Annotated in this window: 29 protein-coding genes and 3 pseudogenes; 7 read left to right on the top strand and 25 right to left on the bottom strand. The window is 42.4% G+C overall.

Going from position 1 to position 26,764, the window contains the following annotated elements:
* Positions 1 to 171 precede the first annotated feature (171 nt).
* From ACFSN5_RS04980 to ACFSN5_RS04940, 9 genes and pseudogenes are all read right to left on the bottom strand, one after another.
* Positions 172 to 657 carry a QueT transporter family protein gene (locus ACFSN5_RS04980; protein WP_165211137.1) on the bottom strand — a complete coding sequence of 162 codons (486 nt, stop codon included), beginning with the start codon at positions 655 to 657 and terminating at the stop codon, positions 172 to 174.
* A 184-nt stretch (positions 658 to 841) separates the two neighbouring features.
* Entirely contained in the window at positions 842 to 1,123 is a 282-nt protein-coding gene (locus tag ACFSN5_RS04975; RefSeq protein WP_165211139.1) for an SDR family NAD(P)-dependent oxidoreductase, read from the bottom strand.
* Positions 1,116 to 1,961: an alpha/beta fold hydrolase gene (locus ACFSN5_RS04970; RefSeq protein ID WP_165211141.1), complete on the bottom strand. Its 846-nt coding sequence runs from the start codon at positions 1,959 to 1,961 to the stop codon at positions 1,116 to 1,118. Before ACFSN5_RS04970 ends, ACFSN5_RS04975 begins: the two co-directional genes overlap by 8 nt.
* 3 nt (positions 1,962 to 1,964) lie before the next feature.
* A complete protein-coding gene (locus ACFSN5_RS04965; protein ID WP_165211143.1) occupies positions 1,965 to 2,969 on the bottom strand; it encodes an NADP-dependent oxidoreductase in 1,005 nt (334 codons plus the stop codon).
* Positions 2,970 to 3,100: 131 nt separating this feature from the next.
* Positions 3,101 to 3,529, bottom strand: coding sequence for an Rrf2 family transcriptional regulator (locus tag ACFSN5_RS04960; RefSeq protein WP_165211145.1), 429 nt, complete (start codon positions 3,527 to 3,529; stop codon positions 3,101 to 3,103).
* 394 nt (positions 3,530 to 3,923) lie between these two features.
* Entirely contained in the window at positions 3,924 to 4,616 is a 693-nt protein-coding gene (locus ACFSN5_RS04955; protein WP_165211147.1) for a GNAT family N-acetyltransferase, read from the bottom strand.
* Positions 4,617 to 5,574: 958 nt separating this feature from the next.
* A pseudogene (locus tag ACFSN5_RS04950) lies at positions 5,575 to 5,751 on the bottom strand (replication-associated recombination protein A); the annotation flags it as partial.
* Entirely contained in the window at positions 5,729 to 6,715 is a 987-nt protein-coding gene (locus ACFSN5_RS04945; RefSeq protein ID WP_165211149.1) for an alcohol dehydrogenase catalytic domain-containing protein, read from the bottom strand. The gene ACFSN5_RS04945 and the pseudogene ACFSN5_RS04950, both read right to left, overlap by 23 nt.
* Positions 6,716 to 6,729: 14 nt before the next feature.
* A complete protein-coding gene (locus ACFSN5_RS04940) occupies positions 6,730 to 7,173 on the bottom strand; it encodes a MarR family winged helix-turn-helix transcriptional regulator (RefSeq protein WP_165211152.1) in 444 nt (147 codons plus the stop codon).
* A gap of 276 nt (positions 7,174 to 7,449) precedes the next feature.
* Between ACFSN5_RS04940 and ACFSN5_RS04935 the strand changes: the two are divergent.
* Both ACFSN5_RS04935 and ACFSN5_RS04930 read left to right on the top strand, forming a co-directional pair.
* A pseudogene (locus ACFSN5_RS04935) lies at positions 7,450 to 7,584 on the top strand (MurR/RpiR family transcriptional regulator); the annotation flags it as partial.
* Between the two features lie 124 nt (positions 7,585 to 7,708).
* On the top strand, positions 7,709 to 8,623 hold the full coding sequence (locus ACFSN5_RS04930) for a LysR family transcriptional regulator (RefSeq protein WP_165211155.1): 915 nt from the start codon (positions 7,709 to 7,711) through the stop codon (positions 8,621 to 8,623).
* A 311-nt stretch (positions 8,624 to 8,934) separates the two neighbouring features.
* Here ACFSN5_RS04930 and ACFSN5_RS04925 read toward each other — a convergent pair whose 3' ends face one another.
* The 12 genes from ACFSN5_RS04925 to ACFSN5_RS04870 form a co-directional block, all read right to left on the bottom strand.
* Positions 8,935 to 10,119 carry an NADH-dependent oxidoreductase gene (locus ACFSN5_RS04925; RefSeq protein WP_206221352.1) on the bottom strand — a complete coding sequence of 395 codons (1,185 nt, stop codon included), beginning with the start codon at positions 10,117 to 10,119 and terminating at the stop codon, positions 8,935 to 8,937.
* Between the two features lie 672 nt (positions 10,120 to 10,791).
* Positions 10,792 to 12,141 carry a dihydrolipoyl dehydrogenase family protein gene (locus ACFSN5_RS04920; RefSeq protein ID WP_165211158.1) on the bottom strand — a complete coding sequence of 450 codons (1,350 nt, stop codon included), beginning with the start codon at positions 12,139 to 12,141 and terminating at the stop codon, positions 10,792 to 10,794.
* 824 nt (positions 12,142 to 12,965) lie between these two features.
* Positions 12,966 to 13,274 (bottom strand): antibiotic biosynthesis monooxygenase family protein, encoded by a 309-nt coding sequence (locus ACFSN5_RS04915; protein ID WP_165211161.1) that lies wholly within the window; start codon positions 13,272 to 13,274, stop codon positions 12,966 to 12,968.
* A 58-nt stretch (positions 13,275 to 13,332) separates the two neighbouring features.
* Positions 13,333 to 13,689, bottom strand: coding sequence for a class Ib ribonucleoside-diphosphate reductase assembly flavoprotein NrdI (locus ACFSN5_RS04910; RefSeq protein ID WP_165211164.1), 357 nt, complete (start codon positions 13,687 to 13,689; stop codon positions 13,333 to 13,335).
* Between the two features lie 9 nt (positions 13,690 to 13,698).
* Complete coding sequence (locus tag ACFSN5_RS04905; RefSeq protein WP_241154203.1) at positions 13,699 to 14,184, bottom strand: MarR family winged helix-turn-helix transcriptional regulator; 486 nt, start codon at positions 14,182 to 14,184, stop codon at positions 13,699 to 13,701.
* Positions 14,185 to 14,494: 310 nt separating this feature from the next.
* A complete protein-coding gene (locus ACFSN5_RS04900; RefSeq protein ID WP_165211167.1) occupies positions 14,495 to 16,153 on the bottom strand; it encodes a sensor histidine kinase in 1,659 nt (552 codons plus the stop codon).
* Entirely contained in the window at positions 16,143 to 16,817 is a 675-nt protein-coding gene (locus ACFSN5_RS04895) for a winged helix-turn-helix domain-containing protein (protein ID WP_165211170.1), read from the bottom strand. The genes ACFSN5_RS04900 and ACFSN5_RS04895 overlap by 11 nt, the downstream gene beginning before the upstream one ends.
* Positions 16,814 to 17,464, bottom strand: a complete 651-nt coding sequence (gene phoU / locus ACFSN5_RS04890) for a phosphate signaling complex protein PhoU (RefSeq protein ID WP_165329255.1) — start codon at positions 17,462 to 17,464, stop codon at positions 16,814 to 16,816. The genes ACFSN5_RS04895 and phoU overlap by 4 nt, the downstream gene beginning before the upstream one ends.
* Positions 17,464 to 18,216, bottom strand: a complete 753-nt coding sequence (gene pstB, locus ACFSN5_RS04885) for a phosphate ABC transporter ATP-binding protein PstB (protein WP_165211176.1) — start codon at positions 18,214 to 18,216, stop codon at positions 17,464 to 17,466. Before pstB ends, phoU begins: the two co-directional genes overlap by 1 nt.
* Positions 18,206 to 19,087, bottom strand: a complete 882-nt coding sequence (gene pstA / locus ACFSN5_RS04880; protein WP_165211179.1) for a phosphate ABC transporter permease PstA — start codon at positions 19,085 to 19,087, stop codon at positions 18,206 to 18,208. Before pstA ends, pstB begins: the two co-directional genes overlap by 11 nt.
* A gap of 2 nt (positions 19,088 to 19,089) precedes the next feature.
* Positions 19,090 to 19,935, bottom strand: coding sequence for a phosphate ABC transporter permease subunit PstC (gene pstC, locus ACFSN5_RS04875; RefSeq protein ID WP_165211182.1), 846 nt, complete (start codon positions 19,933 to 19,935; stop codon positions 19,090 to 19,092).
* Positions 19,936 to 19,945: 10 nt separating this feature from the next.
* Positions 19,946 to 20,824 (bottom strand): substrate-binding domain-containing protein, encoded by an 879-nt coding sequence (locus ACFSN5_RS04870; RefSeq protein ID WP_165211184.1) that lies wholly within the window; start codon positions 20,822 to 20,824, stop codon positions 19,946 to 19,948.
* Between the two features lie 193 nt (positions 20,825 to 21,017).
* On the opposite strand from ACFSN5_RS04870, the gene ACFSN5_RS04865 reads away from it, so the two are divergent.
* On the top strand, positions 21,018 to 21,938 hold the full coding sequence (locus ACFSN5_RS04865; RefSeq protein ID WP_165211187.1) for a phosphatase PAP2 family protein: 921 nt from the start codon (positions 21,018 to 21,020) through the stop codon (positions 21,936 to 21,938).
* A 567-nt stretch (positions 21,939 to 22,505) separates the two neighbouring features.
* Here ACFSN5_RS04865 and ACFSN5_RS04860 read toward each other — a convergent pair.
* On the bottom strand, positions 22,506 to 22,817 hold the full coding sequence (locus ACFSN5_RS04860) for a carboxymuconolactone decarboxylase family protein (protein WP_165211190.1): 312 nt from the start codon (positions 22,815 to 22,817) through the stop codon (positions 22,506 to 22,508).
* A 226-nt stretch (positions 22,818 to 23,043) separates the two neighbouring features.
* Here ACFSN5_RS04860 and ACFSN5_RS04855 point away from each other — a divergent pair, with 226 nt between their 5' ends.
* From ACFSN5_RS04855 to ACFSN5_RS04840, 4 genes and pseudogenes are all read left to right on the top strand, one after another.
* Complete coding sequence (locus tag ACFSN5_RS04855; protein WP_165211193.1) at positions 23,044 to 23,592, top strand: PadR family transcriptional regulator; 549 nt, start codon at positions 23,044 to 23,046, stop codon at positions 23,590 to 23,592.
* 54 nt (positions 23,593 to 23,646) lie between these two features.
* On the top strand, positions 23,647 to 24,360 hold the full coding sequence (locus tag ACFSN5_RS04850) for an ABC transporter ATP-binding protein (RefSeq protein ID WP_165211196.1): 714 nt from the start codon (positions 23,647 to 23,649) through the stop codon (positions 24,358 to 24,360).
* A complete protein-coding gene (locus ACFSN5_RS04845; protein WP_165211199.1) occupies positions 24,353 to 25,063 on the top strand; it encodes an ABC transporter permease in 711 nt (236 codons plus the stop codon). The genes ACFSN5_RS04850 and ACFSN5_RS04845 overlap by 8 nt, the downstream gene beginning before the upstream one ends.
* Positions 25,064 to 25,101: 38 nt before the next feature.
* Positions 25,102 to 25,233, top strand: a pseudogene (locus ACFSN5_RS04840) (ABC-ATPase domain-containing protein); the annotation flags it as partial.
* Between the two features lie 89 nt (positions 25,234 to 25,322).
* Here ACFSN5_RS04840 and ACFSN5_RS04835 read toward each other — a convergent pair.
* The 3 genes from ACFSN5_RS04835 to ACFSN5_RS04825 form a co-directional block, all read right to left on the bottom strand.
* Complete coding sequence (locus ACFSN5_RS04835; RefSeq protein WP_004225781.1) at positions 25,323 to 25,811, bottom strand: GNAT family N-acetyltransferase; 489 nt, start codon at positions 25,809 to 25,811, stop codon at positions 25,323 to 25,325.
* A 114-nt stretch (positions 25,812 to 25,925) separates the two neighbouring features.
* Positions 25,926 to 26,249 (bottom strand): carboxymuconolactone decarboxylase family protein, encoded by a 324-nt coding sequence (locus tag ACFSN5_RS04830; protein ID WP_165211202.1) that lies wholly within the window; start codon positions 26,247 to 26,249, stop codon positions 25,926 to 25,928.
* Position 26,250: 1 nt separating this feature from the next.
* The gene (locus tag ACFSN5_RS04825) at positions 26,251 to 26,670 is read right to left on the bottom strand and encodes a cupin domain-containing protein (RefSeq protein WP_165211205.1); all 420 of its coding nucleotides are present in this window, start codon (positions 26,668 to 26,670) and stop codon (positions 26,251 to 26,253) included.
* Positions 26,671 to 26,764 lie beyond the last annotated feature (94 nt).

The raw sequence follows: 26,764 nt of genomic DNA, 5'->3' as shown, positions 1-26,764 counted from the left end.
AAAAAATTCTATCCAAACTCGGATAGAATTTTATACAAATCTTGTGTTATTTGGAAGGCCGATAACCACTAATATCTCCCCATGAGTTATACCAAATCTGCAATCCCGCTCATGAGTTTATCCATAATAACAGAAATTGGAAACACATTTTCCATAGTAACTGGCCCCTACTTAAATAAGGAATCTTTCTAGGGGTGTTTTGAGGTATTTATCGACGATAAAGACACCGATGACGGCAATCAAGAAGTTTGAAACACCTACAGAAAAGACGCTGAGGGCAAAAGCCTTGCTTTCAAATGGAATCTTGGTTACGTAAAAAATGACACTTGAAACGACGAGACCAGCTGTTAGGGCGTATAAAAAGCTCTTAAGGTAGGCTGATTTGAAGATTTTATTATAGACGAATAGAGATAGAGTTTGGATGACAAAGCCACCCAAGACATCAATCAGACCGAAACCTGTAAAAAAGTTACTGACCATGACCCCGATCACGAGACCATAAGATAGCCTTGGAAAGAAAAAGGGAACTGCCATCAAGAGTGTTGATAGGCGAAATTGGAAAATCCCACTTGAGATAGGGTTGATGAGGGTCAGCACTAGATAGATGGCTGCGATCATAGTATTTTGTGCGATGAGTTTGGTAGATAGTTTGCTCATGGTTCACTTCCTAATCTTATTCTATAATTTCTGTCACTGCTATTACTTGCAAGCTTATAACTGACAGGATTATTATTGTAACAAGAATATCAGATTAGGTAAAGAACTGTTTATGGGGAACTAGGGCGTCAGCATGTTTATAGCCTTGACTAAACAATAGAATTTTAGCCGGTTTAGCTTCATTTTATGCGGTCATGACCACGGAATGGCCCTTTTGGGATACCCAGTTTTCTTTTTTTGTGATCGCTTTCATCATGTCTAGCGTGTCTGACAACTTGCACAAATCAGCCAGATAGGTATGAAGTCTAGCATTCTCTGTATTCTCCTTAATCTCTTGCAGGGTCGCCTGCAATTTATTGGGATTGCGACCGTGTAAGATAACCTCATGGCCTTCGCTGGCTAGCTTGGCGGCTAAGTGTTTGCCGATACCGTCTGTTGATCCAGTGATGAGGATGGTTTTAGTCATGTGACACTCCTAAGAAATCCTCTAAGTCCTTAGCAAATTGATCAGCATACTGAAAGAGTGAACCATGACCAGCATTGGGATAGATGATCAGCTGGCTATTGCGAATTTTTTTGTGCATGATGTAAGAATTTTCCGTCGGCACCATCATGTCCTTATCCCCATTGGCGATAAGAGTCGGTTGGCTGATAAAGGTTAAATCATCCTCAACAGCCTTGCCCCAGCGTTTGATGGCTTTAAGCTGACGCAGGAAAGACGGAACTGCCATGGCCTTGTCCGTATAAGCCTGATCACGGCTGTCTAAACGACTGAGAACCTTATCCGCCTCTATTTTGCCCTTAGCATCATGCCCGTAAAAAATATAGCGTTTAGGATCTACGCGGTGGAGACCAGCACGCGCCATGTAACGAAAGGTCGTTGCCGTTACTTTATCAATACCGACGCCGCCTCGGTGCCCTGTCCCAACTAGAACGAGTCGGTTGACTAGATTGGGCGCAAGCCGCACGACTTCTTGAGCGACCATACCGCCCATGGACAGTCCCAGTAGATTGATGCTGGTATAACCCATGGCCTTGACAATAGCAATCACCTGCTCAGCCATGCCTGGAATAGTTGGGGCAACCTTACCTTCGCTTGCTCCAACACCTGGTAAGTCAAGTAGGATAATATGTTGTTTTTGAGTCAAAAGGTCGATCAGCTTAGGATCCCAATTATCCATGGTTGCTGCTAAGTGAACCAGCATGACCAAAGGCCGTTCTGACTTACCTTTTGCGATTTCACGGTAGGCGATTTTATTGCCATTAACAGTAATATATTGGTTTTTAGTTGTTAAATAAGCCATGTTTTACCCTTTCATGCTGAGGACTGTTTTACCACGTGAGCGACCATTAGCGATTTTGTCTAAGGCTTTATTGACATCTGAAAAGGCAAAGACGCTATCTATAGACGGCTTGATCTGGCGCTCGGTAAAGATATCTGCCACTTCTTGCAGCTGTTTACCATTGCTTTTCACGAAGATAAAGTCATAATGGACCCCATATTTATCAGCCATTTTATCGAATTTACGACCAGCTTGAGCAAAGAGAAGCTGCTTATATTTGGGAAGGTTCATACGCTTGGCAAAGGCCCCATTGGGCATAGCACGAAGCGACACTAAGTGACCAGCAGGTTTTAAGACAGTCATCTGTTTCTCGGTCTCCGCACCGCCTAGTGTGTCTAAAACCAAGTCAATATCTGACAAGAGCTCGGTATAATCCTGTGTCTTGTAATCCAAAAATTGATCCACACCTAGTGATAGGACACGATCACGACTATCAGCTCCGCCATTGGTGATAACATTTAAGCCTTTAGCCTTAGCAAGAGGGATAGCCATAGCTCCGACGCCACCAGTTCCACCTGAGATAAAAAGGGTCTGCCCGGCTTTGGCATCCATCAGCTCTAAGGCCTGCATAATGGTTAGAGCAGTCAGTGGCACACCAGCGGCTTCTTCATCTGTCAAATAATCTGGAACGATAGCCAAGGCTTCAGCGTTCACTGCCACATATTCGGCAAAAGCACCAATACTATCTAACGGCAGGCGTCCAAAGACACGTTCCCCCTTCTTGAACTGGTTCACATTGCTGCCGACCTCCTCGACAATCCCCACAACTTCATTCCCTGCAATCAAGGGCGTCTTATAAGGAACGATCATCTTGATCTCACCACGAGTAATCATGTTATCCAGTGGGTTAACACCGGCAGTCAATACTTTGATAAGGACTTGGTCTTGCGCTGGTGTTGGCTTTGCGATATCGACTAAGTCAAGGTTGAGATTGTTTTTGTTGTAGGCGTTTAATTGTGCTGCTTTCATGATTTTCTTCTTTCTAATTTTTGGAAATAGCAGAGCTGGGTCTGCTAGTAATTATTGAGGTAATTGTCAACTCTGTCTTGTTCTTGTTTTTAATACAGATACAAGATGGTTTTAATAATTAGCCAAGCTCATCACTTGGCTAAACTCGCTTGTTTGTAGAGGTTGGAAATGACATCTGCCAAGCTTTGACCGGCTAGCTCCTCAGCTAGTTGTCTTTCTGCTTGTTGGAAAACTGGGCTGATGGCCTCTCCGATATGCTTGCCAACAGGACAATCCATATTGGCATGCTGGTGGACTTGAAAAAGCCTGACCTGCGCCACTTCTTGAGTCGCATAATAGATGTCTAACAAGCTAATATCTGAGGGAGCCTTAGTGAGCTCATAGCCGACCTTGCCCTGATGCGAGGTCAATAAATTAGCGTTTTTTAAAAGAGCAATGACCTTTCGGATATAGCTAGCATTGGTTCCTACGCTTGTTGCCAAAGCTTGTGAAGATAAGCTTTCCTTGGTTTCAGCAATCATAGCTAAAATATGGATGGCCACTGAAAATTTCGTATCCATAGCACTCCTTTCATGAAATCCTAAACCATTATGTACTTCAAAGAAGACAAGTCTCTTTTAACAAAAAAAGAAATATCTTCAATTCCACACAATCAGCAAGTTGTTCCTGTTGATGATACAAGTATAACTTATATAAAATAAAAGTCAAGCATATTGGATCGATTTGGCATAATTTTTATGATTCTAAATTCAAGTACAGTTAGCTATTGTTCTTGTCTTTCAAGAAATAATCCTTGCCTTTTCTGAATCTCACAAACTATTGCTACACTAGTGATTGATAGAAATTTATCATAATGTAAAAGTGCACCTATAAAGAAGATAGAAAAAACACTTCTGCTAACATCTAGTAACCTAGAAATCAGAAGTGTTTTTTTATTTGTTATCTCTGCTATATCTAATCTTGCAGAGATCTTTTCTGTTGGCCGTTGGCATCAAAATTATCAGGTGAGAGCCACCGCTCAAAGCGTACTTTCTGAGCAGGCCATTCCTTATCAAGAATGGAGAACCAATTCGTATCACGGCTGCGTCCCTTATAGACCGTGTGCTGACGGAAGGTTCCTTCAAAGGTAAAGCCCAAGCGAAGGGCAGCCTGATGCGAACGCTGGTTGAGGGCATCACACTTCCATTCATAGCGGCGATACTGCAACTCTTCAAAGACATAAGACATGGCCAGATATTGAGCTTCTGTCGCTGCGATGGAATGCTGCAAGACCGGAGAATAAACAACCCATCCCATTTCAATAGTACGGTTGGCAGGATTGATACGCATCAGAGAAAAGAGGCCGACGACCCTATTCCTTGCTTTATCCCGAATGGCAAAGAAATAGGCATCTGTCTTGTACGATAAACTCACTAGCCAATCAGACACTTCTTGACGCGTTTCAAAGGGACCGACAGGTAAATAGGTCCAATCTTGTGGCTGTCCATTGGTAACAGCAAAGTCATAGATATCATCCAAATGCTTCTCAATATCTAAGTGCTCCAAGACAACTGTCCTTCCAGTAAGCACCGCAACATCTGGAAAAGCACCGGGAGTGAAGTTGGGGAGAGACTCTCCGATTTTTTGATGAAATTCATTATAAGGCATAGCAGTCCTCCTTATACTAAGATACAAAGCCGTTAAGCGACTCAAAGGAAAATAGGAAAGTCGACGCAGATGCAGTAGGCATCTAGGAGACCTTATCTTTTTCCACAGAGTCGTAGGCGTGTTCAGTTACTAAGATACAAAGCCGTTAAGCACTCCAAAGAAAAATAGGGAACCTGACGATGAATCACTAAAGATTCAAGGAAGGTGAGTCTTTTTTCGCAGGAGTGTAGGCGTGTTCAGTTACTAAGATACAAAGAAGCGATTCGCTTAGCGAAAATCTCTGACCGAAAAATAGGCGACAGACGCCGTGTCCTTGGACACAAAGAAGTCGGTCTTTTTTCCGAAGAGATTAGCTTCATGTTCAGTTAATTAAGATACGGCAGAGGCTTGTTATCTAAGAGCTTCGCACTTGATACCAAACGCCAATCACTATGGTGAATTGGCTACCTCTCCCACTAACTTCGTTTGGTTAGTAAAATCGACTAGCCAAACGAAGTGTCGCAAAGCCGTTAAGTGACTCAAAGGAAAATAGAGAATCAGCAGAAAGTCCTAATTTTCTAAACCATTTATCTTTTTTATACAGTCTTTAGATCGTATCCGATTTGCTCATCATTATAGCACCCGTTCATTAAAAAAACAAGTAACCTCACTAGAAGCGCTGCACCTGTCTTACATTAAGCAGGCCAAGCTTTTAGGGCAGGCAATGCAGATGGCTAAGGAGAAAATGACTTTTAATCTCTTAGTCGACGCGATACCTTTTAGCCGTTATCAAATGATACTTTTGCTATTCCTATTACTGCTACTATAATAGGTTTTGCAAAGGAAAGCGATCTAAATGAGAGCCGTTTCTTTCTACTACCCCCAAAATTCGTCGAATGACTGTTTTTCCAATCTTTAATAGAGTTCAAACACTGCTTAATCCTACTTTTTTGCCCTTCATCTGGCGGCTTATAATAAACGGCACCCAGAAGAACATTGATGTAATCTGATTGCTATCGATCACATCTGGCGTAAAAATTCACCTTCTCCCCACCAAGTGTGTCTGGCCGATAAAATCTTCCAAAGTCGTTGGAGGAACACGACTGGCTAAGGGGGCCGCTTCCATATCTTGATCAAATAGAGATGTTTGTGCCATTTTGGGCCTCTTCTAATAAAACAACATGTTTTCCAAGATTGTGGCTATCATCCATTTGACGATGAATATCTGGAAGGTCTTCTAAGCGGTGAATTCCCGCTGGCTTGACATCAAGCTGATAATAATCAATGAAAGCAAACAGTTCCTCTACAGTCCCTTCATCAACAAGGCCTGAATAGGCCGTTGACAGATACTTATGATTTTGCAGAGCCATAATGGGATCAAAATCTTCTAAAAACCATTTACCACCGAGTTGGCCGACACTTGAAACAATACCAAAAGGCTGCAAGTGACCGAGGCTATCCATAATCGTTGCGGGACCAACTAGTTCCAGTATTTTGCTGTAGGTTTGCTCGGTCTGCAGCTGACCATCCCTATCCTCAATAATATCTGTAAATCCCAGCTTTTTCAACTGGGACTTTTTGGACAGGACTCTCGTCGTAGCCGTTACGGTCATCTGTGGATATTTCGCCTTAGCTAACTGCAGAAAGGCCAGACCTAAACCGCTCGTACCACCACGGACTAGGACGGCATCCTCAGCCTTTAGCTGTAGATTTTTCATCGCCAGAAACGCGGTATAGTAAGTTTCAGGAACGGCAGCTAACCGTGCCCAGTCTAACCTAGTCTCAATAGGATAGATTTGATGATTAGGGACCAACACATACTCTGCGTAACTGCCATCAAAATCTCTGCCCATCTCACCCATAAGTGATACCACCGTTTGCCCAACTGGTAAACGTTTTTCATCGGTCGTTTGCTCTATTAGTCCGACCACCTCGATCCCTAAAATTCTCGGAAAGGTGACACTGGGTGAATAACCCTGCCGCGTAAAGATTTCTGAGCGATTAACACCGAATCCCTTCACCTTAATCAACGACCAACCCTTCCTAAGTTTAGGCTTGGGAACTTCCTTTAGCTGAAGAACCTCAGGGCCGCCCGCTTTTTCCACAACAATAGCTTTCATAACTTCCTCCCAGTTTAATATTTCTTCTCTTCAGACTCCAGATTATTAAGAATGCGCTGAAGGTAGCCTTCAACAGCCGTAATTTCCTCTTCTGTAAAACCTCGGTAAAAGACATCACTCAATTTTTGACTGACAGATTGGCCAACCTCTTGCTGGCCTAGTCCCAGTGAAGTCGTTTCATAATAACGCTTGCGCTTATCACTGGCAGAGGCAAGGCTTGTAATCAAACCTTGTTCTTCCAAGCGTTTTAACATCAGGGATAAACTGCTGGTAGCTAGTCCTGTCACCCTAGCTAAGTCCGTTGCTGTCTGGGGCTGCCGTTCCCAGAGAGCAGATAAAATTTTCCCTTGTTCTGCCTTATACAGCGCTCGCTGATCCATTGCGAGATAGCGGTTAAACAGCCGCCCATTCAACAATCGTATCTTGAGTGTCAGATATCCCCCATCCTTACCCGGCATTTCCAATCTCCTTTATTTCTATCTAAAACAATTTAGTTGCTTAAAAACAAACTATAAAGACCAGTTTTCTACCATATTTATTTTTATATAAAACTTTCTGTCACCTAAATCATAGTACACAAAAAAAAACTTTGTCAAAGATTTACCCAATAAAATTTCCCATACAATCAAGAGAGTCACCAAAAAGCGGCAAGTTCGTGATATCCTCCTTTTCTCATTTCTGATATAATCTATTTATAGTTACTACCTTACTGTCATCTAAAAAGAACATTTATTTTAGTAAAACTAACCCGTTTAAAATTGTACGGCTTTAAAACAGAACTGTCTTACTTTCCTGATTTTGAGGTTCACTCTCGTCTACCGCTTTATATTCTAGGTAGAGTCTTACTAGATACTTTTTCAGCTAGTGTTCAGTCAACAAAAAACTACCCTTGCTTAAGTTGCAAAGATAGTCTTAGACTAACTCATATCATCTGTGTTGTAAGAGCATGATTGCTTGCCTAGCATTGCTGTTTTTATTTTTAAGGAGTTTACCATGACGTTTGAACAACTGCTCTACGCAGAAATTTTAGCACAGCACCATTCCATGCAAAAAGCTGCGGATGCACTTCATATCAGTAAATCCGGTCTAAGCTTAGCCATTACCCAACTTGAAAACGAACTGGGCGTCAAACTTTTTGAACGAACAGCCAAGGGAACTTACTTGACTAAACAAGGTAAGCAGCTTCTAGCTTCAATTTCAGATATTCTGCGATTTAAAAATAATCTCGAAAGCACTGCCAAACAAATCGTTGCTCGTGATTATCAAAAAGTCACTATTCATTATATGAATACCTTATTAAAGCCTTTTATGACTCCTTTTACCAGGAATTTCCACACAAAGTACAGTCAGATTCAACTGGACATTAGCTGCCATGAATTAGGCTCCATTATCAGGCGCCTGCACAGTCAGGAAATTGATGCTGGTTTTATTGCTGTCCAACAAAGTGACAATGACTGGCTGCAGCATCTGGTCTTTACACCTATCTGCGATACCAAGTTAAAGCTCATCTGCTCTCTTGATAATCCGTTGAGTCAGCTAAAACGACCTATTAGACTGGAGGATTTGAAGTCACAAAAATTTAGCCTTTTTAATGACCGCTTCCACGATATCCTGTTTGAACGTCTACAATTTCAAGGCGGCCCCTTACAGCTTGTTCTACGCGTTGACGATGCTTGGGCTATGAAAGAAGCCATCAGCAAACTCAATACTGTCTGTTTTGGCAGAACCCTGCAAGAAGAGCTCTCCAGCAGTACTGATTTTTCGGAATTCGTCAGCATTGATATCGGACATCTGATTGATGATAATTTTAAACTCGGTTGGCTGACTAATCCCAACCACATGCTATCAAGCAAGGTTCAATATTTAATGGCAGACATCACAGCCGAGATTCAATCTTTTCAGTCTTAAGCCGACCAATAGTCTAACACGCTGAACACAAAAACAGCCGTTCTTTACCAGAGCGGCTGAAACAAAATAAATGGAAGCTAGAAGCCTTATTATCAGCCACCAGCCTAGCTGGTGGTTTTCTTGTTTTTCTCTCTGAGAAAACTGGCTGGAAGCCATGATTTAAAAAGGGAATACAGCCAAAATCAAATTCTTTGCTGCTTGACTGCATTCTCTTTTTGTGTTTTTACAGTCAGCTGAAACCAAGCTGGAACAACCGGCAAAGACCATTGTTTCAAAAGCTGACAATCTAAATTTAGTTCCAAAAAACAGTATTATTGTGTACCATCATGGGTGACAACATCATCAAGGCTGGTTGTTGATAGGGTTTTGAGATAATCAATACCCGGCATAGCAAAGTATTCAGCATTTGCCAGCAGATCAATCAAGCCCGGTGTCAGATGAGAATTTTTAACCGATTCTTCGCTGAATTCCAAGAAAATCTTATCTGCCTGACCGGTCTGCAATTTATAAGCGATTTGCGGATCAATCAGCGTTGCGCGGCCAAGTGATACAATATCCACATAGTTCAGAGCGTCTTCCATTTTTTCAACAGTGTGAATACCGCCGGCAATCAACTCTAAAGTTGGTGCTTGAATCCCTTCGCCCAGCAATTGGGCAAAATTCTTATCCGAATCAACAGGAGTCGACGTATAGTCATTGGTTGAGAGATGAATATAGTCAAACTCAAAGGTTTCCGTCAACTTTTTGACCAGCTGCTGTGATTCATGCCAGGTATAGCCGACATTATCGCCATGGATTTCTTCAGGACTAATACGGTAGCCAACGATAAAGTCTTTAGGTGCAAATTCTTCGGCAGCCTTGAACACTTCACGCGCTACTTCAATAGCAAAATTCATACGTTTGTCCAGCGATCCACCCCAGAAATCTGTACGAAGATTGGAAAAAGCCGAGAAAAATTCCTGATGGAGATAGTGGTTAGCACCGTGAATTTCAACACCGTCAAAACCGCAGTCAATGGCACGTTTGGTCGCAGCACCAAAATCTTTGACAATTTGCCAGACTTCATCTTCAGTCAACTCATGCAAAGGGTAGTCAATCCAAGGAAAATCCATAGCAGATGGCACTTCCACACGACCACCGAGGACATGGCGGTACTGTGCTTCACGGCCAGAGTGCACCAACTGCAAAATCGCTTTGTTGCCATCTTTTTTAAGAGCATTAGCAATTTTAGTCAAACCCGGTTTAAAATCGTCATTGTAAATGGCTAATTGTTCACGGTCCTTTGCCCATGAGCGTGACGGTCCGCCATTGGGACTAACGCTGGTGTACTCCACAATGACCATTCCTGCAGACTGCGAACGTGCTGCATAATAATCGATGGTGTCCTGTGTCACCTTCTCATCCAAACCACTGTTAGTCAGCATGGGGGACTGAGCTGTCCGCGTTTTAATACTTGCGCCATGGCGAAAAGTTACAGTATCTGTCAATTTTTTCATAATGAAAGCGCCTCCTTATTCTGATAAATCAAGTTTAACATTTCACAAGTTATTTAGGAAGTTCACGAAACTTGATACAGTGTTGACTGTAACTAAACACTGAAAGTTACCGTACGATATCATAAAAATAAGACTAGAACCAACACATTTCCAATCCCATTTTACTATTTATTAGTCAGATAAATTTTATAGCACCTAGTCCTTTAAAGGTAAGCTGAGGGTCACTTCCCCTTGCCCCAGAAGCTACTTGGCCTGAAAATAGTCAAGTTTCATATAAGACCGGCTATTGGAACCGTAGGAAATTACTAACTTATATAACCTATCTCTATCAATAAAGATCTGCATTTTAGCAGGGACCAAAGGTAGCTTGAATTAATGCTTCCCCAATGTTACGGTTGTATCAGCCTAAGATTGACTATCAATAATATACAGTTTGTTAAAATCAGCTGAATGTCTTCATAGTCAAAAGCAGTCCAGACATGAAAAAACCTCCATCAGCTATTAAACTGACAAAGGATTTTTAAATATCCCAAAAGGTCATCTTCAGCCTGCAGCATTAATATGATGATCTTCCTATAACCCTAACAGCCGTGTTGTAGCTTTCAGAGCATCGCTAAGCCATTCCTTACTTTTCTCTTAGGAGTAAAAGAGTCTCCCATGTTTTTAATGCCATTATTCTGATTTCAAGAGCGGGGTCAATGTTGCCCATAGCATATAAGTTTGGGTTGGGAAGGACATAATCATACTGTTAAGATCCTTAGCCGTCATTTTCTTCTCAATGATCGGTGTTAACCAATCGAGCCATGAACCAACCTGACTGGAAATGGCTGCTGCTCCTACTAAGTAATTTTCACGATCAAAAATCAAGGTCAGTCCTGAATCTAATTCATGGTTGTTGACCCAGTCATTTAGCTTGCCCCATGGAATTTCAACCAATTTGTATTGCTCAGACTTGGCTGCGGCCTCATCAATAGTCACACCCACTTGTCCGATACGAGGAAGGGTAAAGACTAGATTTGGCACGACGGGATAATCAATTTCAGGTCCTTCAGGATTTAGAATATCACGCCCGATATAATTGGACTCAAACTCAGCTGTCGGAGTCAATTTAGGAATGGTTTTATCGACCACATCACCTGAAGCGTAGATGTTAGGGACAGCAGTACGCATGTAGCTATCTACCTTAATACCGCGTCGGCTGGCTTCAATACCAAGCTCTTCTAAACCAATATTTTCAATATTAGCCACGCGGCCTGTTGCATCAAGAACAAAATCCCCAACGGCACTGATACCATCCTTACTGGACACCCGTAAACCACCGTCAACTTCTTCCACAGAGGATACTGCTTGGTTAAAGTGGAATACGGCACCTTGTGATTTAAATTTGTCGACAATCTTCTTCACGTATTTTTCGGGATAGGCGAGCAGGGGGCGATCAGCATACTCAAAGAATGTCACTTTCTTCCCAGCTAATAAAGCCATAGAAGCAAATTCCATCCCGATAATACCTGCTCCAATCACTATCATGTGATCAGGTAAAACGTCTAAATCTAGAAATTCTGTACTGCCATTCGTTAATTCCTTACCGGGAATATCAAGCTTAGCATTTCGAGCACCTGTACCGATGACAATGTACTCTGCTGAGAATTTCTGATCACCGACGGCCACAGTATGAGCGTCTTCAATACTGCCGCGACCGCGAATAATATCAACTCCCAGTTCCTTAAACATAGCTGCAGAAGCCACTTGAAAGCCTGCCAAAGTCTGGCGCTTATGAGCCATAAGCTTTGTCCAGTCAATCTGAACATCTGCTTTAAGGCCCAAATCCTGATAATTAAGCAGGCCATCTAAATATTCAAATGGCCCATCCAAAAGAATTTTGGCATCACAGCCATAATTAGTACAAACACCACCAATTTTATCCGCTTCGATCATCGCAACCTTTTTACCAGCTGCTGCAAGAAGTCTAGCACCGTGATTATTAGCGTGCCCGCTTCCAATAAATATTACATCATAATCCATGATTATTCCTCCCTATTGCTCTAGTTCAATTACTGGATTAGAGAGTGACAACAAAATCAAGAGGTTGGGCAAAACTTGTCCAGTCTCCCTGTTTTGAAGTACACTCTTGGCGCAGTGGTTGGGAGCAAGACTTGTTAGCCACACCAAGAAGTCTTCCCCCTGCACAGTTCATTAGAGAGTGAGACAGAAGTCAATTGACTTCGTCTTCCCACCTCCGCACAGTTGATTAGGAATTGACATGAACTAACGTTCATAGAATTGGATATCCTCCAACAGTTCCCCAAACAAACTGTTGGAGCTATCACTTGCGGAGCAGTTAAACAGTCCACTAGACTGTTTAAGGGGCGCCTGAAAATAGGAATGCGCCCCGAGATAAGGACCTCCAATCAACCACTGCGTCAAACTGTTATTACTGCAAAAATAGAAGGCTGGAATACTTTTTTTCCAGCTTCAAAGAACCACTGCTAGCTAGTTTTCCTTTTACCACAAGGCCAAAGCGGAAAACTTAAACGAATGTGATAACAGCCTCCATCTCATTTCCAACCTCCAAAGGTCCACCGGACCTTTGGAGCTATGCGGGGTAGGTTAAAAAGGTTTGAGAAATCTTTTTAATTGGGAAATGAAACTCGCAAAGCCAGTGTTAAAAACGCTCTGGCAAAAGACCCTTTCAGGTCACTACTTTAAAACTCGGACGTGGTGAGAGTCAAAATTCTCAATTTTGAGGTTGATCCCACTCCCTACTGATTAGGTCCTACTCTTTGTTCCTTTGCTGAGCAAGAACACCAACGATTTACTAATTAATGCCATATTGTTACCAAACAGACTTAGTCTGCCAAGACGTGATAGCTGTTAACTTTACGAGTAACATGCTGACGAACTTCTTTTACCTCAGGCTTTTGGTGCCTTTGAGCATGCTCAGGACGGTTGAGCCAAGCTTCGAAGTCTTCCTTTTTATTCCATTTTGACACAAGAACGAAGTCAACTGTTCCGTCTTTGACTTCACCCTGCCAGCCTTCGGCAGCAAGGTTGCCTTCCCAGGCTTTCAGTGACGCTACATCGCGTTTAATTTTTTCAAGAAATTCTTCTTGATAATCTTTTTCTACTGTAAATACTGCGGTTTGTACGATTGCCATAATTTTATCTCCTTATTTTTATCTCCTATTTTCAAGGCTGTTAATGACTCGAAATTTTTTATAGATTCTTCAAGGCTTGAGTCAAGGCTTTCAAGTCTTCTTCAGTGCCCACACCATCAAGCTTAGCTAAAACCGGTACCCCGTAAGCCTTACTGATATTGTCAGCCGCATAGTTAAAGGTTGCAGCATGTTTTTCCATAGAACCACTGCCAACGACTGCCTGAACACCGGGATTATGGCTCAAAAACTCTTCAACCGGTTTAGGTGTTTGACCTTTTCCAGTCGAGTAAGTAAAGATCACATAGTCTCCATCAATGCTCTCATTTCCTTTTTCAATTTTTAAGGTATCGGCATAACCAAGCTGATTCACAATTTTTTCGACGTTCCCTGAACGACTGGCATAAACAATTTTCATCTAACTACCTCACTTTCTTTTACGTTCTTGCTGAAAGAAGTCCATCATCTCTTGCAGGGACTGCATTAGGCCATCCACCTCACCCATGCCCTTGAATCCCTTGGCAATTTCTGCCTGAATAGCCAAGGCAGCTGTTTTAAGAGCTTGTCCTTCCTCAGTGATAGTAACCACCAAATCACGAGCATCTGTCTTTGAACGGGCTTTAGTGATGAAGCCTTTATCTTCAAGTTTTTTCAATACTGGTGTTAAAGTACCACTATCCAAAAATACCCTGTCACGAAGATCCCTGGTAATCACTTCTTGCTCCTCCCACAAAACCATCATGACCACATATTGGGTGTAGGTCAAGCCAATTTCGGCTAATAAGGGTGTATAGCGGTTGATAAATTCCCTTGAAGTCACATAGAGTGAAAAACAGAGGTTATTTCCTAATAATAAAGATGACTCCTTTGCGCCAACCAACTCATCCGCCTTACTTTGTATATTAGTAGTCACATCATCCCCCTCTTCAATCAGTTGCTTTTAATCGATTTTATGAGATCAGTTTAGCACAATCGATTTACTCTGACAAAAAATTTGTCTGACAAATATGATGTCAAAAGAAAAAGACCTTTTCAGGCCTTTTCAATTAATTCCCATTCTTCTTGGCAGGAGCGTTGTTTAAATCTTGAGTGTATCTATCACGGCTTCATAAATTCACTAGCTCCTGCTACAACGATCACATGAGTCAACCAAAAATCCTTAGTTGTCCCATACCAGTGTCTGACACTCTAATCCGTTCACCTAGTTTTGGCATCTTCCAGAATTACTTGACTGCCTTAAAAATCATAGTCATTTTGGTTCCCTTACCTTCTTGGCTGTCAACGAGGATTTGAGCATCATGCATTTGTACGGCATGCTTGACGATAGAGAGACCAAGTCCTGTACCACCGACCTTCTTGGAGCGGCTTTTATCGATGCGGTAGAAGCGTTCAAAGATGCGCGACTGGTCCTGTTCGGACATACCAATACCGTTATCTTCCACTTCTAGGATGACTTGATTAGTCTTGGGAGCGATACGGATGTCCACCTTGCCGCCATCATGATTATAGGTAATAGCATTGTCGCAGAGATTGTAAATAATGGATTCCAACAAGGCCGGATTCGCCTTAATCGTGGCTGACTGGCCAATGAGATTGAGAGAAATCTCATGCTCATCAGCCTTAGGCAGGAGAGTCTTGATAACATCTTCTGCCACTTCGTGAACATCCACCAAAGACATTTCCACTTGTTCCCGCTCATCTAAATGGGAGAGATTAATGATGTCTTCAACCAGCTGAATCATTCGTTTGGATTCTTGATAGATTTTCTGAGCAAATTTTGGCACATCCTCTCCCGTGACCAGCCGATTCGCCATCATTTCGGAATAACCTGAGATGACATGGAGGGGTGTTTTGAGTTCATGAGAGACATTAGCTGTAAATTCACGACGCATCCGCTCGATCTGCACCTGATCGGTAATATCAAAGAGCAAGAGGACTACGCCAGTCACCGCGTCGTACTCACCAACCGGCCTAGCTAAGACACGAAAGACGGCCTGGTCCATCTCCAGGTAGCCTTCCCCTTTATGACCATTTAACCCTTTGTCAACTAAATCATTAAGCTGATAATCCCTGCTAACATCTATAATATCACGACCGATACTAGTCTCATCCGTTTCAAACAGATGCTGAGCTGCTCCATTGATACTGATAATCTGACGGTTGCTGTTGAGGAGGATCATCCCCTCTTTAATCCGCGAGGTAATGGTGTCAAACTCCTGCTGACGCTGAGCTAAAAGATTTTCACGCTGACTGATTTCTTGCTGGTGATGGTCAATGCGGCGCAAGAGTGGCGATAACTCTTCATAAGCATCATTCTCAAGGGGGGTCTCAAGATTGAGTTGATTGATCGGTGCTACCAGACGATTGGCTGTCCTGCGGGCTAAAAAGACTGACAAGAATACGGCTACCAATACGACTAAAAAGATCGGTTGACTCATTCGTATCAAGAGTAAGAGGATTGTATGCTGAGTCACAGATAGACGAACCACTGTCCCATTCTCTAACCGCTTAGCTGTATAGAGAGAGCGCTGCGTTAGCGTTGATGAGTATCTGGAACTTTCTCCAGTCCCGTGCGCTAGAGCATCTTTGATTTCCTGACGGTTGGCATGATTTCCCATTTTTGCTGTATCCGTCTCACTATCATAAAGGACTTGGCCTGACTGATCGATCCAAGTCACCCGAATCAAGGAAGTATCCAAGTGCTCAAAGTACTCCGGTCCAGATAAATCGATTCCTTGAGCTACTAAACGAGTCTCTGTGCGCAATTGGTCAAACTGATTTTCAGTGAAATAGCGATAGAGCACACCTGAAATCATTAGTAAAGTCGCTAATAACACCCCTAGAGTGGCCAATAAGGTTGCGCTGAAAATCCTACGTGTCATCTTCTACCTCCATCCGATACCCGATACCTCGGACTGTCTGGATGGAGGAACCACTCTCACCCAGCTTGGTACGCAGCGTTCCAATATGAACATCAACTGTCCGTGTCTCAAGAACCGCTTGCTCTCCCCAGACCGCATCTAATAGCTCCTGGCGGGAAAAGACACGTTTTGGATAACGCATCATAAGCTCTAAGAGGTCGAATTCCTTTCGAGTCAAGGTCAGACGCTGATCATCTACTGTTACCAAATGCTGCTCACTATCAAGACTGATAGCCCCCAGCTTGAGCTTACTTATCCTTGGCTGACTCCGACGCAGCACTGCTTTGATGCGAGAAATCATTTCCATCATGCCAAAAGGCTTAACCAAATAGTCATCTGCTCCCAAGTCCAAGCCTTTAACTTTATCAAACTCCGTCCCTTTGGCCGTCGACATGATAACTGGAATATCCTTGGTTGACGATTTTTCTTTTAGCTTCTTGAGAATACTAAGCCCATCCTCATCTAACATCATGATATCTAATAGAATGAGCTGAGGCTGCTGCAGTTTAAGAGCTGCCCAAAATGGAGCACTGCTCTCAAACCCTTTGGCATCAAATCCTGCTGTCTGCAAACTATAGACAACCAGTTCACGAATGTCATCATCATCTTCCACGCAATAAATCATGCACTATCTCCATCTAACTGTCCTGTAATTGAGTAGAGCACCCACTTGGCAATATTCACCGTATGATCACCGATACGCTCGACATACTTAGCCACCATTAAGAGATCCACAGCGTACTCCCCATCTGCATTCGGCTGAGAAAAGTAGGTGATGAGTTTTTTCTTTATTGTATCAAATTGTTGGTTGACTTTCTCGTCGTCTTGAATAACTTTTTGAGCTTTCTCCACATCCTCTTCGACAAAGGCATCGATACTAGCTGTCACCATTGTACTCACTCGCTTGGTCATATCTTCAAGGAGCTCTACTTCTGGTCCTGAAACAATGTGCTTTTGCGACATGATGGATGCCATTTCACCAGACTGAGCACCAATACGCTTCATATCGTAAACCATCTTAAGAGCAGCCGAGATACGGCGCAGGTCCTTAGCCACCGGTTGCTGCCGCAACAAGAGTTTCAGGCACTGAGACTCAATATCTCGCTCTAAATGATCGATACGCCTAGCTGTCTCAGATACTTGTTCAGCTAAGTGAAACTCATCGTCTTTCAGGATATCTAATGACAGGGTAATAGCTTCTTCACAGAGGGACCCCATAATACTGAGATCCTTATCTAGGTCATTCAACTGATGATCAAATTTACTACGCATTAACCAAACCTCCCTGTAATGTAGTCTTCGGTGCGTTTATCTTTAGGGACTGAAAAAAGTTGGCTGGTTTTGCCATATTCAACCAACTCACCAGATAAGAAGAAAGCTGTCTTATCTGACACCCGCACTGCCTGCTGCATATTATGAGTGACCATGACGATGGTGTAGTTCTTCTTCAACTCCAGAACCAATTCTTCAATTTTGGCAGTCGATACAGGGTCCAAAGCACTAGTCGGCTCATCCATAAGCAGAATTTCTGGTTTAATGGCAAGGGCTCTTGCAATGCATAGACGTTGCTGCTGTCCACCAGAAAGTCCCAGAGCCGACTTATTAAGCCAGTCCTTGACTTCGTCCCAGATAGCCGCTTGGCGCAAAGAGCGCTCTACGATTTCATCTAGCTTAGCTTTGTTATGAATCCCATGCGAACGAGGACCAAAAGCGATATTATCATAGATGCTCTTTGGAAATGGATTCGGCTTTTGAAAGACCATACCGATCTTTTTGCGCAGAATATTCGTATCTACATCCTTATAGATATCTTGCCCATCCAAGGTCACCAAACCTTTAATCCGACAATTTATGACCAAGTCATTCATACGGTTGAGGCTTTTGAGAAGAGTGGACTTTCCACAACCAGAAGGTCCGATAAAAGCGGTAATTTCTTTCTCAGCAATAGCCAGATTAATATTTTTTAGGGCATGATGCTCACCGTAGTAGAGGTTTAATTGATTGATTTCTAATTTATTCCCCATTGATCTTTCTTTCTAGTTGCTTAGCAACAAACTCTGATAGTAAATTGATGACAATTACCAAAACCAGCAAAATTACAGCTGTAGCATAGGTCTGGTTGATATAGAGACCTTCTCCGGAAATGGCATACATATGGACCGCTAAGGTACGGCTAGAACTAAAGAGGCTCTTGGCCACTTCTGCGACCGTACCAGCTGTGAAAATCAGAGCAGCTGATTCCCCGACAATACGGCCAATAGCTAGGATAATGCCTGAAAAGATACCTGCCATTGCGCTAGGCAGAACAATCTGAAAAATGGTCCGAAGTTTGCCGACGCCAAGAGCAAAACTTCCCTCACGATAGCCATCGGGTACAGATAAGAGCGCTTCTTCGGTCGTCCGCATCACTACGGGGAGAACCATGATAGCAAGCGTAACTGCTCCAGATAAGAGCGAGAGGCCCATGTGGGCATACTTAACAAAAAAGAGGGCACCGAACAAACCATAGATAATAGATGGAATTCCTGCCAAAGTTTCCGTCGCAATTCGTATAACTGCTACAAAAGGATTGTCTCGTCTAGCATATTCTGTCAGGTAAATTGAAGCCCCAACAGCCACCGGTACAGCAAAAATGAGAGCTAAAAAGGTCATAAAGACTGTATTAATCATAGCCGGCATGAGACTGACATTTTTCGTTGTATAGGTCATGGAAAAGAGCTCAGGTGTGATATTAGGAATTCCTTTAATCAAAACATATCCTACAATAGTCAAAATAGAGAGTGTCGTTAAAACGATTCCAAGGTGGACCAAAACTGCTAGGATAAGAGAAATCGGATCTTCCTTATAACACAACCACTTCTCCTTCATCTTTTTTGATATTCTTACTGGCTTCATACTCACTCCTCTTTACGCATCAGCGAGAAGCTGACATTGATCAACAATACAAACACGAACAATACCACAGCTGTCCCAATGAGAGCTTCACGGTGAAGTCCAGTCGAATAGCCCATTTCCATGACGATATTAGTCGTCAAGGTTCTGACCCCAGAGGTGACAGATGTCGGGATAACAGCCTGATTTCCCGCTACCATAATCACTGCCATAGTCTCACCAATAGCCCGTCCCAAACCTAAAATAACCGCAGCGAGAATACTACGCTTAGCTGCCGGGACTACGATAAAGAAGATACTGCGTTCATGAGAAGCCCCAAGCGCTAAGCCCCCTTCATAATAGGACTCTGGTACCGCCTCTATCGCTGACTCTGACACCGTAATAATGGTCGGTAATATCATCAAGCCCAGCAAGACTGATGCTGTTAGCACGCCTGTTCCCATACTCAAGGTCTGTTCTCTGACGAAGGGAACCAAGACTACTAGGCCAAAGAAACCATAGACAACCGATGGAATCCCTGCCATGAGATTAATGGCCATCTTGAGTGGCTTATAGATCTTATCCGGACAAAACTTAGCCATATAAATAGCACTCAAGATCCCAATAGGGACTCCAAGGAGTAAGGCTCCAGCAGTCACATAGATAGAGCCGATAATCATAGGAAAAATACCATAGCTATTATTAGCTGGCTGCCAAATCTTGCCAAAGATGAAGTTTCCAAAACCAATTTTAGTGATAGCTGGAATTCCATTGGCAAAGAGGAAGATACAAATTAATAAAACCGATAACACAGAAATGCAGGCAGTCAGAAAGAAGACCGCTTGCATCACTTTTTCTTTTGTTTGGGCCATTTAAGACTCCTTATTTATCAAGTGCACCCCAAGTGCTGGTCTTACCGGTGTAGATAGCTTTAACTTGGTCACTTGTAATATTGTTAAGTTTGTTATTTTTATTGACGATAATAGCAATACCGTCAAGGGCAATAGCTTGTGATTTGACCCCCTTGTCAGTTTCAGACTTATCCAGTTCACGTGAGGCCATACCGATATCACAAGTTTCATCAATGGCACTGGTTACCCCTGTTGTTGAGTCGCTTTGCTGAATCTCGATGGTCACATTCGGATTTTCTTTGACATAGGCTTCCTTGAGTTTTTCCATAACTGGAGTGACCGAGCTTGAGCCAGCAATGACGATCTTACCACTCTGAGCCTGAGACTTGTAAGCACCTGTATTGGAATCCGAGATGTAGCCATTATCTTCGACAATCTTTTGCCCTTCTTCACTCAGGATATAATTGATAAAGTCCTTGGATTGGCTGTTGATATTATCTTTAGTGACGATATTAAATGGACGAGAAATCTTATAACTGCCATCCTTAACAGCCTTAGCACTAGCCTTGGTTCCATCGACTTTGAGAACCTTGACCTTGTTATTGACAGAACCAAGTGAAGCATAACCGATAGCATTCTTATCATCGGCTACAGTGGTCAGCATAACTGCTGTAGAGTTAGTAACCGTGGCTTGTTGAGTTGTATGGTCAACCTTTTTACCATCGCTGCTTTTTTCTTCAATACCGAAAAGTTCAATGAAGGCACTGCGTGTTCCTGAACCATCTTCACGGGTAATGATATTAATGGGTTGATTATTAGAACCTGATTTAGAACCGCCACAAGCTGTTAGTATACTAAGACCAGTCAATCCAGCTAAGGCAATGAGTGAGAGACGAGTAATTTTTTTCATCTGTAAAATTCTCCTTATTTCTTATTTTGACAAGTCTTATTCTAAGTCCCAATTATCAAATCTATCCCCATAGTTTTGTAAAGTTTTTGTAAAATCAGCGGAAGTACAATTTTCAATGATTTTACAGGAATTTGATAAGAACATTGAAATTGATTGATAGAATGTAGTCATCACAATTGAAACGAGGTTTGATATGTTTACACTTAATCGTCACGACAAACGTTTGTTAACCATAACTTATGTTAGTGCTATCTTTTTCCTTATATTGGCTAGTCTTTTTGACCAGCAGATTTCCCAGAACTTTAGTAGCCAAGATTCCATCTTTGGAACACTTTTTCAAAACTTTGGGATGTTTCCTGAACCTTTAGTCCTCTTCTTATCAGCTAATATCTTAGGTTTTGCAGGCTATCAGCGAAGTCGATCCACAGGACTTAAACTTATCCTGACACTGGCAGGATTACTCCTATCATTCTGGGCCATTCTCCACATGGTTGATGACTGGCTTTACTATGGATACTCTACCATGGCCAATATTGATAAAGGACTCCCAATCGCTACTGCTAACAATGATACTGGCAGTGCCATTAGCTACCCTATAAGTTTGAAATACAGTGTCAGCTTGGTCATTTGGGCATTGGGAACTTTCATTCAATTCAAATGGCTAGCCAAAAAAGATCCAAAAGCTCTGCACTATCTAATTTCAGTCGCCATCATGGGAATTGCCTTTCATTTCTTATCTGAAAGTATCATCGATACCATGAAAGAAACGTGGGGACGCTTTCGCCCTTACGAAGTCTTTGGTCATGTCGATGGGGCTCACTTTACCAACTGGTGGCAAATCAATGGGGTAAACGGTCATCGTTCTTTCCCATCAGGACACACACTAGCTGGGATGAGTGCCATGTTCTTCCCGTTTCTTGTTAGCCGTGAGAATATCAAAGGCCAAAAGATCGTAACTTATATTTGCTTAGCTTACGGTTTTCTGATGGCGCTCTCACGTGTGCGTGTACAAGCACACTTCCTATCGGACGTCGCTGTCAGCGCCATGATTACTTTCTTTATTATCTTTGCTCTGGCAAAAGTTATTGGATACAACTTTATTGAAGAGGATTAATGCTAAAAAATTGATGGTTTATAAACCTCCAACTTTTTGCATCTATACATACACAAAATAACACCACCTCAAACGAGATGGTGTTATTTCTCGGTTTTAAACCGCACCGATATAGGACTCACGCGTTTGTGATTTTTAACTCATGGATTTGGCCGATTTTTTAAGTTAAACTGCACAGCTATAATTGCTAGGAAACCAGTCACTATAGCACCAATTACCATTAAAATAGAACTGCTGGCTAGGAAAAGACAACTCAAGATAAGGCCCATCAGCCAAGTCACTGAGCATCTGATAACGAGTTTCCGTGTAAACCGATGACTTGGCTTGTTCACTGATTTCAACTGATAGATTCCTAGCAATAGTGAAAAGACACCGAGGTAAAACAGTGTGACAGCAAAACAATTATGAGCTTTTGCATTGCCCAAAAATCCAAGAGCCACCGTTACAAAGCTCAGACCAAAGATGATAGGATAATGCCAATAGATAAACCGATTTTCATCAGGATTGGAGATATCAGGGTCAATCAGGTGATCAATTTCAACAATTACTATCGATGATTCATTCTCCTCAGATTTCCTTAGCCAATCCGAAGGCTGACCAAGCTTTGGGCCAACCAACGTAGAAAGCGATGTGAGTAATAATTTCTGAAATTTTTTCTTTCGTTACACCATTACTTTTAGCGGTATTCAGGTGATACTTAAGCTGTTCCCAATTGCTGCCTGTGATGAGAGCTGAAGCTGTTACGATAGAACGGATCTTAGGGGATAATTCTTCCTCACGCGACCAGACTTGGCCAAAGAGGACATCATCATTGAGTTCTGCAAACTTAGGGGCGAAATCTCCTAAATTATCACGTCCTGCTGTTTGTTTTTTAGCCATATTAACCTTCCTCCTTATTTGCGGCATCGTATGCTTCATCTGTAACGGGCTCATAAAACTCACTAGCGCCTGCTGTGATAGCAATATGGCTGAGCCAATAATCCTTACTACCTTAAAAATTTATTTGCATTTTAGTTTTAAGATTTAACTTTTACATCTTGACATCTAAGAAAGAAATTGCTAAGCTATAAATGTTCAACGTTGAATAAACAAAGGAGGTTGTTGCGTGATTAAGCTTTTAGTTCTGGCTATCTTAAATGTAAAACCCATGTCTGGTTACGATATTAAATCACTATTGGAGATCAGCGATACACAGAGGTGGGCGGGAGTGCTACCAGGGTCCATTTACAATGCCTTACGGAAACTGGAAAGAGATGGCTACATTGAAATCGAAAGTATCGAAGCTAACGGAAACAGGCAAAAAGCCATCTACAAAATAACGGAATCAGGGAGAAAGCACCAAATTGAACTCATCAAAGAATGTCTGACGGCTAACAAAATTCACTACCCTACTCAACTTTACACTGGCATCTCTTTTGCCGACCAGCTTCCTCTGCAAGAAGCAATAGACGATCTGCAAAAAAACAAGGAGCAGCTTGAAATAGAATATGATATGTTAAGTAAGGGGATGGACAGTAAGAAAAGATCAATGGGCAATCATATTCCAGAACTAACGCAAATTATTTTTGAACATATGTTTGAGACGGTCAGGTCTCAAATCGAGCTAATCGATAAAACTCTGACTATCTTGAGCCGGCAAAAAAATGAGTTATAGACCGGCTTTCTTTTTACCAATATAGTCAAAGTTGATTATACAAAGGAGAATAATATGAATCTAGTAGAATTTCACCATGTTTACAAGCAATTTAGAGATCGCAAAATTATCAAGGATATGAATTTTACCATCAAAGAAAATGAGATCCTTGCCCTACTAGGAAAAAACGGAGCTGGGAAAACAACCGCCATTCGGCTCCTGCTTGGGATTATTAAGCCGGACACGGGGCAGATCAGCTCTGGAATGCCAGACTTTAATAAAAAGGTTGGCGCCCAGCTGCAGACAACACCCTTCTTTGAAGCACTGAATATTGTCGATAACCTCAAATTATTTGCAACCTTTTACGCTGTTTCTTTGTCTGAAGATGAGATTGAGAAGCTACTAAAAGAACACAATCTCTATGAAGCAAGGAAAACCAAGGCTGCTAAATTGTCACTGGGGCAGCAAAAAAGACTGGCGATTATCATTACAACGATTCACCAGCCAGACTTGGTGATTCTGGATGAACCCTCAGCCGGTCTTGACCCAAGCGGACAAAGAGAGGTTCAGCAAATGATTCAACGCTTAAAACAAGATGGGAAGACTGTCCTTTTTGCTTCTCATGATATGATTGAAATTAAGAATACAGCCGATCGCGTAATGTTTCTTCACGAAGGAACCATCTTAGAAAGCGGGGATCCCGATGAGCTAATTAGAAACTATCAGGTCACGAACCTAGAAGAATTATTCTACGAATTAACAGCCAATAAGGAGGACGCTCATGTTTAATGTATTCACCATTTCATTAAAAAACAGCTTAAAGGACATTGTCCTCTTATTCTGGTCGATTTGCCTGCCCTTGGCCTTTATTATCGGACTTCACTATTTTAAAGTCACTCTAGGCGCAGACACTCTCTTTGGTATCATAACCTTTAGTATTTTTTGTCAGGCCTGCATTACACAGTCCTTCTCCATCTTTTCGCAAAGAAAGCGGGGCGTATTTGAATTGCTGTCTGTCACCCCCTTTTCTATCTGGAAGTATCTAAGCGGCATTGTTCTCAGTCAGGCATTGCTGGCCAGCCTCATTGCCTTGCTGCTCTTAACCATTGAGGTTAAATTGTTTTCACTAGCCATAACTTTTGGAAAAATATTGTTCTTCGTTCCTCTATTTTTGACAGAAGCTGTCCTGTTTAGTTTATTTAGCTTTGTCTTGTCACGGTTTCCAAAAGACGAAGCGCATTTAAGTACCTTTACTAACTTAACCATGTTTGCTTTGCTTTTACCAAGTAGTATTTTCTGGTCCTTGAATCATGCTCCCCGATTCGTTCAGGCAATCTCATGGATCAACCCCTTTGAATGGCTCCAAAAAGGCTACCGAAGCATTCTTAGCCATGAATTTTCAGCCTATATGACCATCTTTGGTCTACTGGCTATATCTATCCTGTTAACAGCATGGCTTGCACAGAAGACATTTCGGTTAAAAGAAAGGTAAGGGGCATGACCATGACTGATTAGCAGAAAAAATTAGAGGCGATAGACGGCAAGGGATGGGGCGCATATAAGCAAATCAGTGGGATTTACGCCTATCATGAATTTACCTTCTGCATTGAGCTGGGGCAAATTGATCCCTATACTCAGCCCTCAACCGTTGCTGAGGGCTGAGCGTACGAGTCTCAGTGGCTATTTGCTGACTGTCATTTTTTAGATCCAAAAAAGCGCCATTCACTCTTTTCAATGGCGCTTTTTTCGTTTTATAGTTTTTTAAAATACCTTGCAACCGGCCAAGGTTCAAAGCCAAAAGCTTCGTAAGTTTGGCGGGCGGGTAAGTGTCCCGGATCTCCGCCAGTTTCCACCATAACCATCTTCATGCCAGCTTGAGTGATTTTCTGACAAGCAGTTTCCAGCAGCCTTGTAGCAATCCCCCTACCTTGGTGTTTTGGTGAAACGGCCACAACATAGATTTCCCCCATCCTATCTTCTGGGTGTATGCGATAAGCAAGCCAGCCTGCTAGTTCGTCATCTGAAAAGGCCAGCAGAGTCTGACTGCTTGCTTCATCCAAGACCTGCGACAAATCTGCTGTTTGACGGGATTCCCACCCTTGAGGATAAAAATTATCATAGACAAAAGCCGGTACAGCAGAGCGCATTTGGTAAAAGACCGTTGCCCAGCTTTCAATTGACAGAGATAAGATTGCGTCTTTGTAGCGATGTTGGTAAGGTTTGATGGTAATGGTCATCATATCATCCTCCTCTTTTTTGACGTAAATATGTGCTGGTATTCTATAAAACTTAAGCCGATGAGTTATGAAAAAATGAGACTTTGTCTTCAAACTCAAAAGGCCTACTGGCCTTTTCTATTCTTCCCCCCAGATTTCCTTGGCTAATCCAAAAGCAGACCAAGCCTTGGGCCAGCCGACATAGAAGGCAATGTGGGTAATGATTTCTGAAATCTCTTCCTTAGTGACGCCATTATTTTTAGCCGTATTCAGGTGGTACTTAAGCTGTTCCCAATTGCCGCCTGTGATGAGAGCTGAAACTGTTACGATAGAGCGGATCTTAGGGGATAATTCTTCCTCACGCGACCAGACTTGGCCAAAGAGGACATCATCATTGAGTTCTGCAAACTTGGGAGCAAAATCTCCTAAATTATCACGTCCTGCTGTTTGTTTTTTAGCCATATTAACCTTCCTCCTTATTTGCGGTATCGTAGGCTTCATCTGTAACGGGCTCATAAAACTCACTAGCGCCTGCTGTGATAGCAATATGGCTAAACCAAGAGTCCTTGGTTGCCCCATGCCAGTGCTTGACACCCTTGTCTGTCACGACCACATCGCCTGCTCTCAGATGACGTGCTGGCTTTCCTTCCTCCTGATAGAGCCCTTCTCCGCCTGTCACTAGCAGGATTTGATAGCCATCCAAATGGACATGCCAGTTGTTGCGGCAACCCGGTTCAAAGGTCACATTTCCAACACTGGTTTGTCTATCTGGTGCTTGGGCTAACATAGCCAGATAAGATTGGCCTGTAAAGCTAGCGCCATAAGGGTTCTCTTCACCAAAGGCAAATAAAGGATGTGCTTTTACTTCTTCATGTTTAGCCATGAATTATCACTTCTTTCTCTCAATAGTTATTTTTTACCATTAGTATAGCTCTGTGTAAATTAATTTACAAATACCAAGAACAACTAACTGCCAT

The sequence above is a fragment of the Streptococcus tangpeifui genome (assembly GCF_044503215.1).
In the GTDB taxonomy this organism is placed as follows: Bacteria; Bacillota; Bacilli; order Lactobacillales; family Streptococcaceae; genus Streptococcus; species Streptococcus tangpeifui.
Note: the sequence above shows the minus strand (reverse complement) of the source record. Positions and strands in the feature narration are given on the sequence as shown.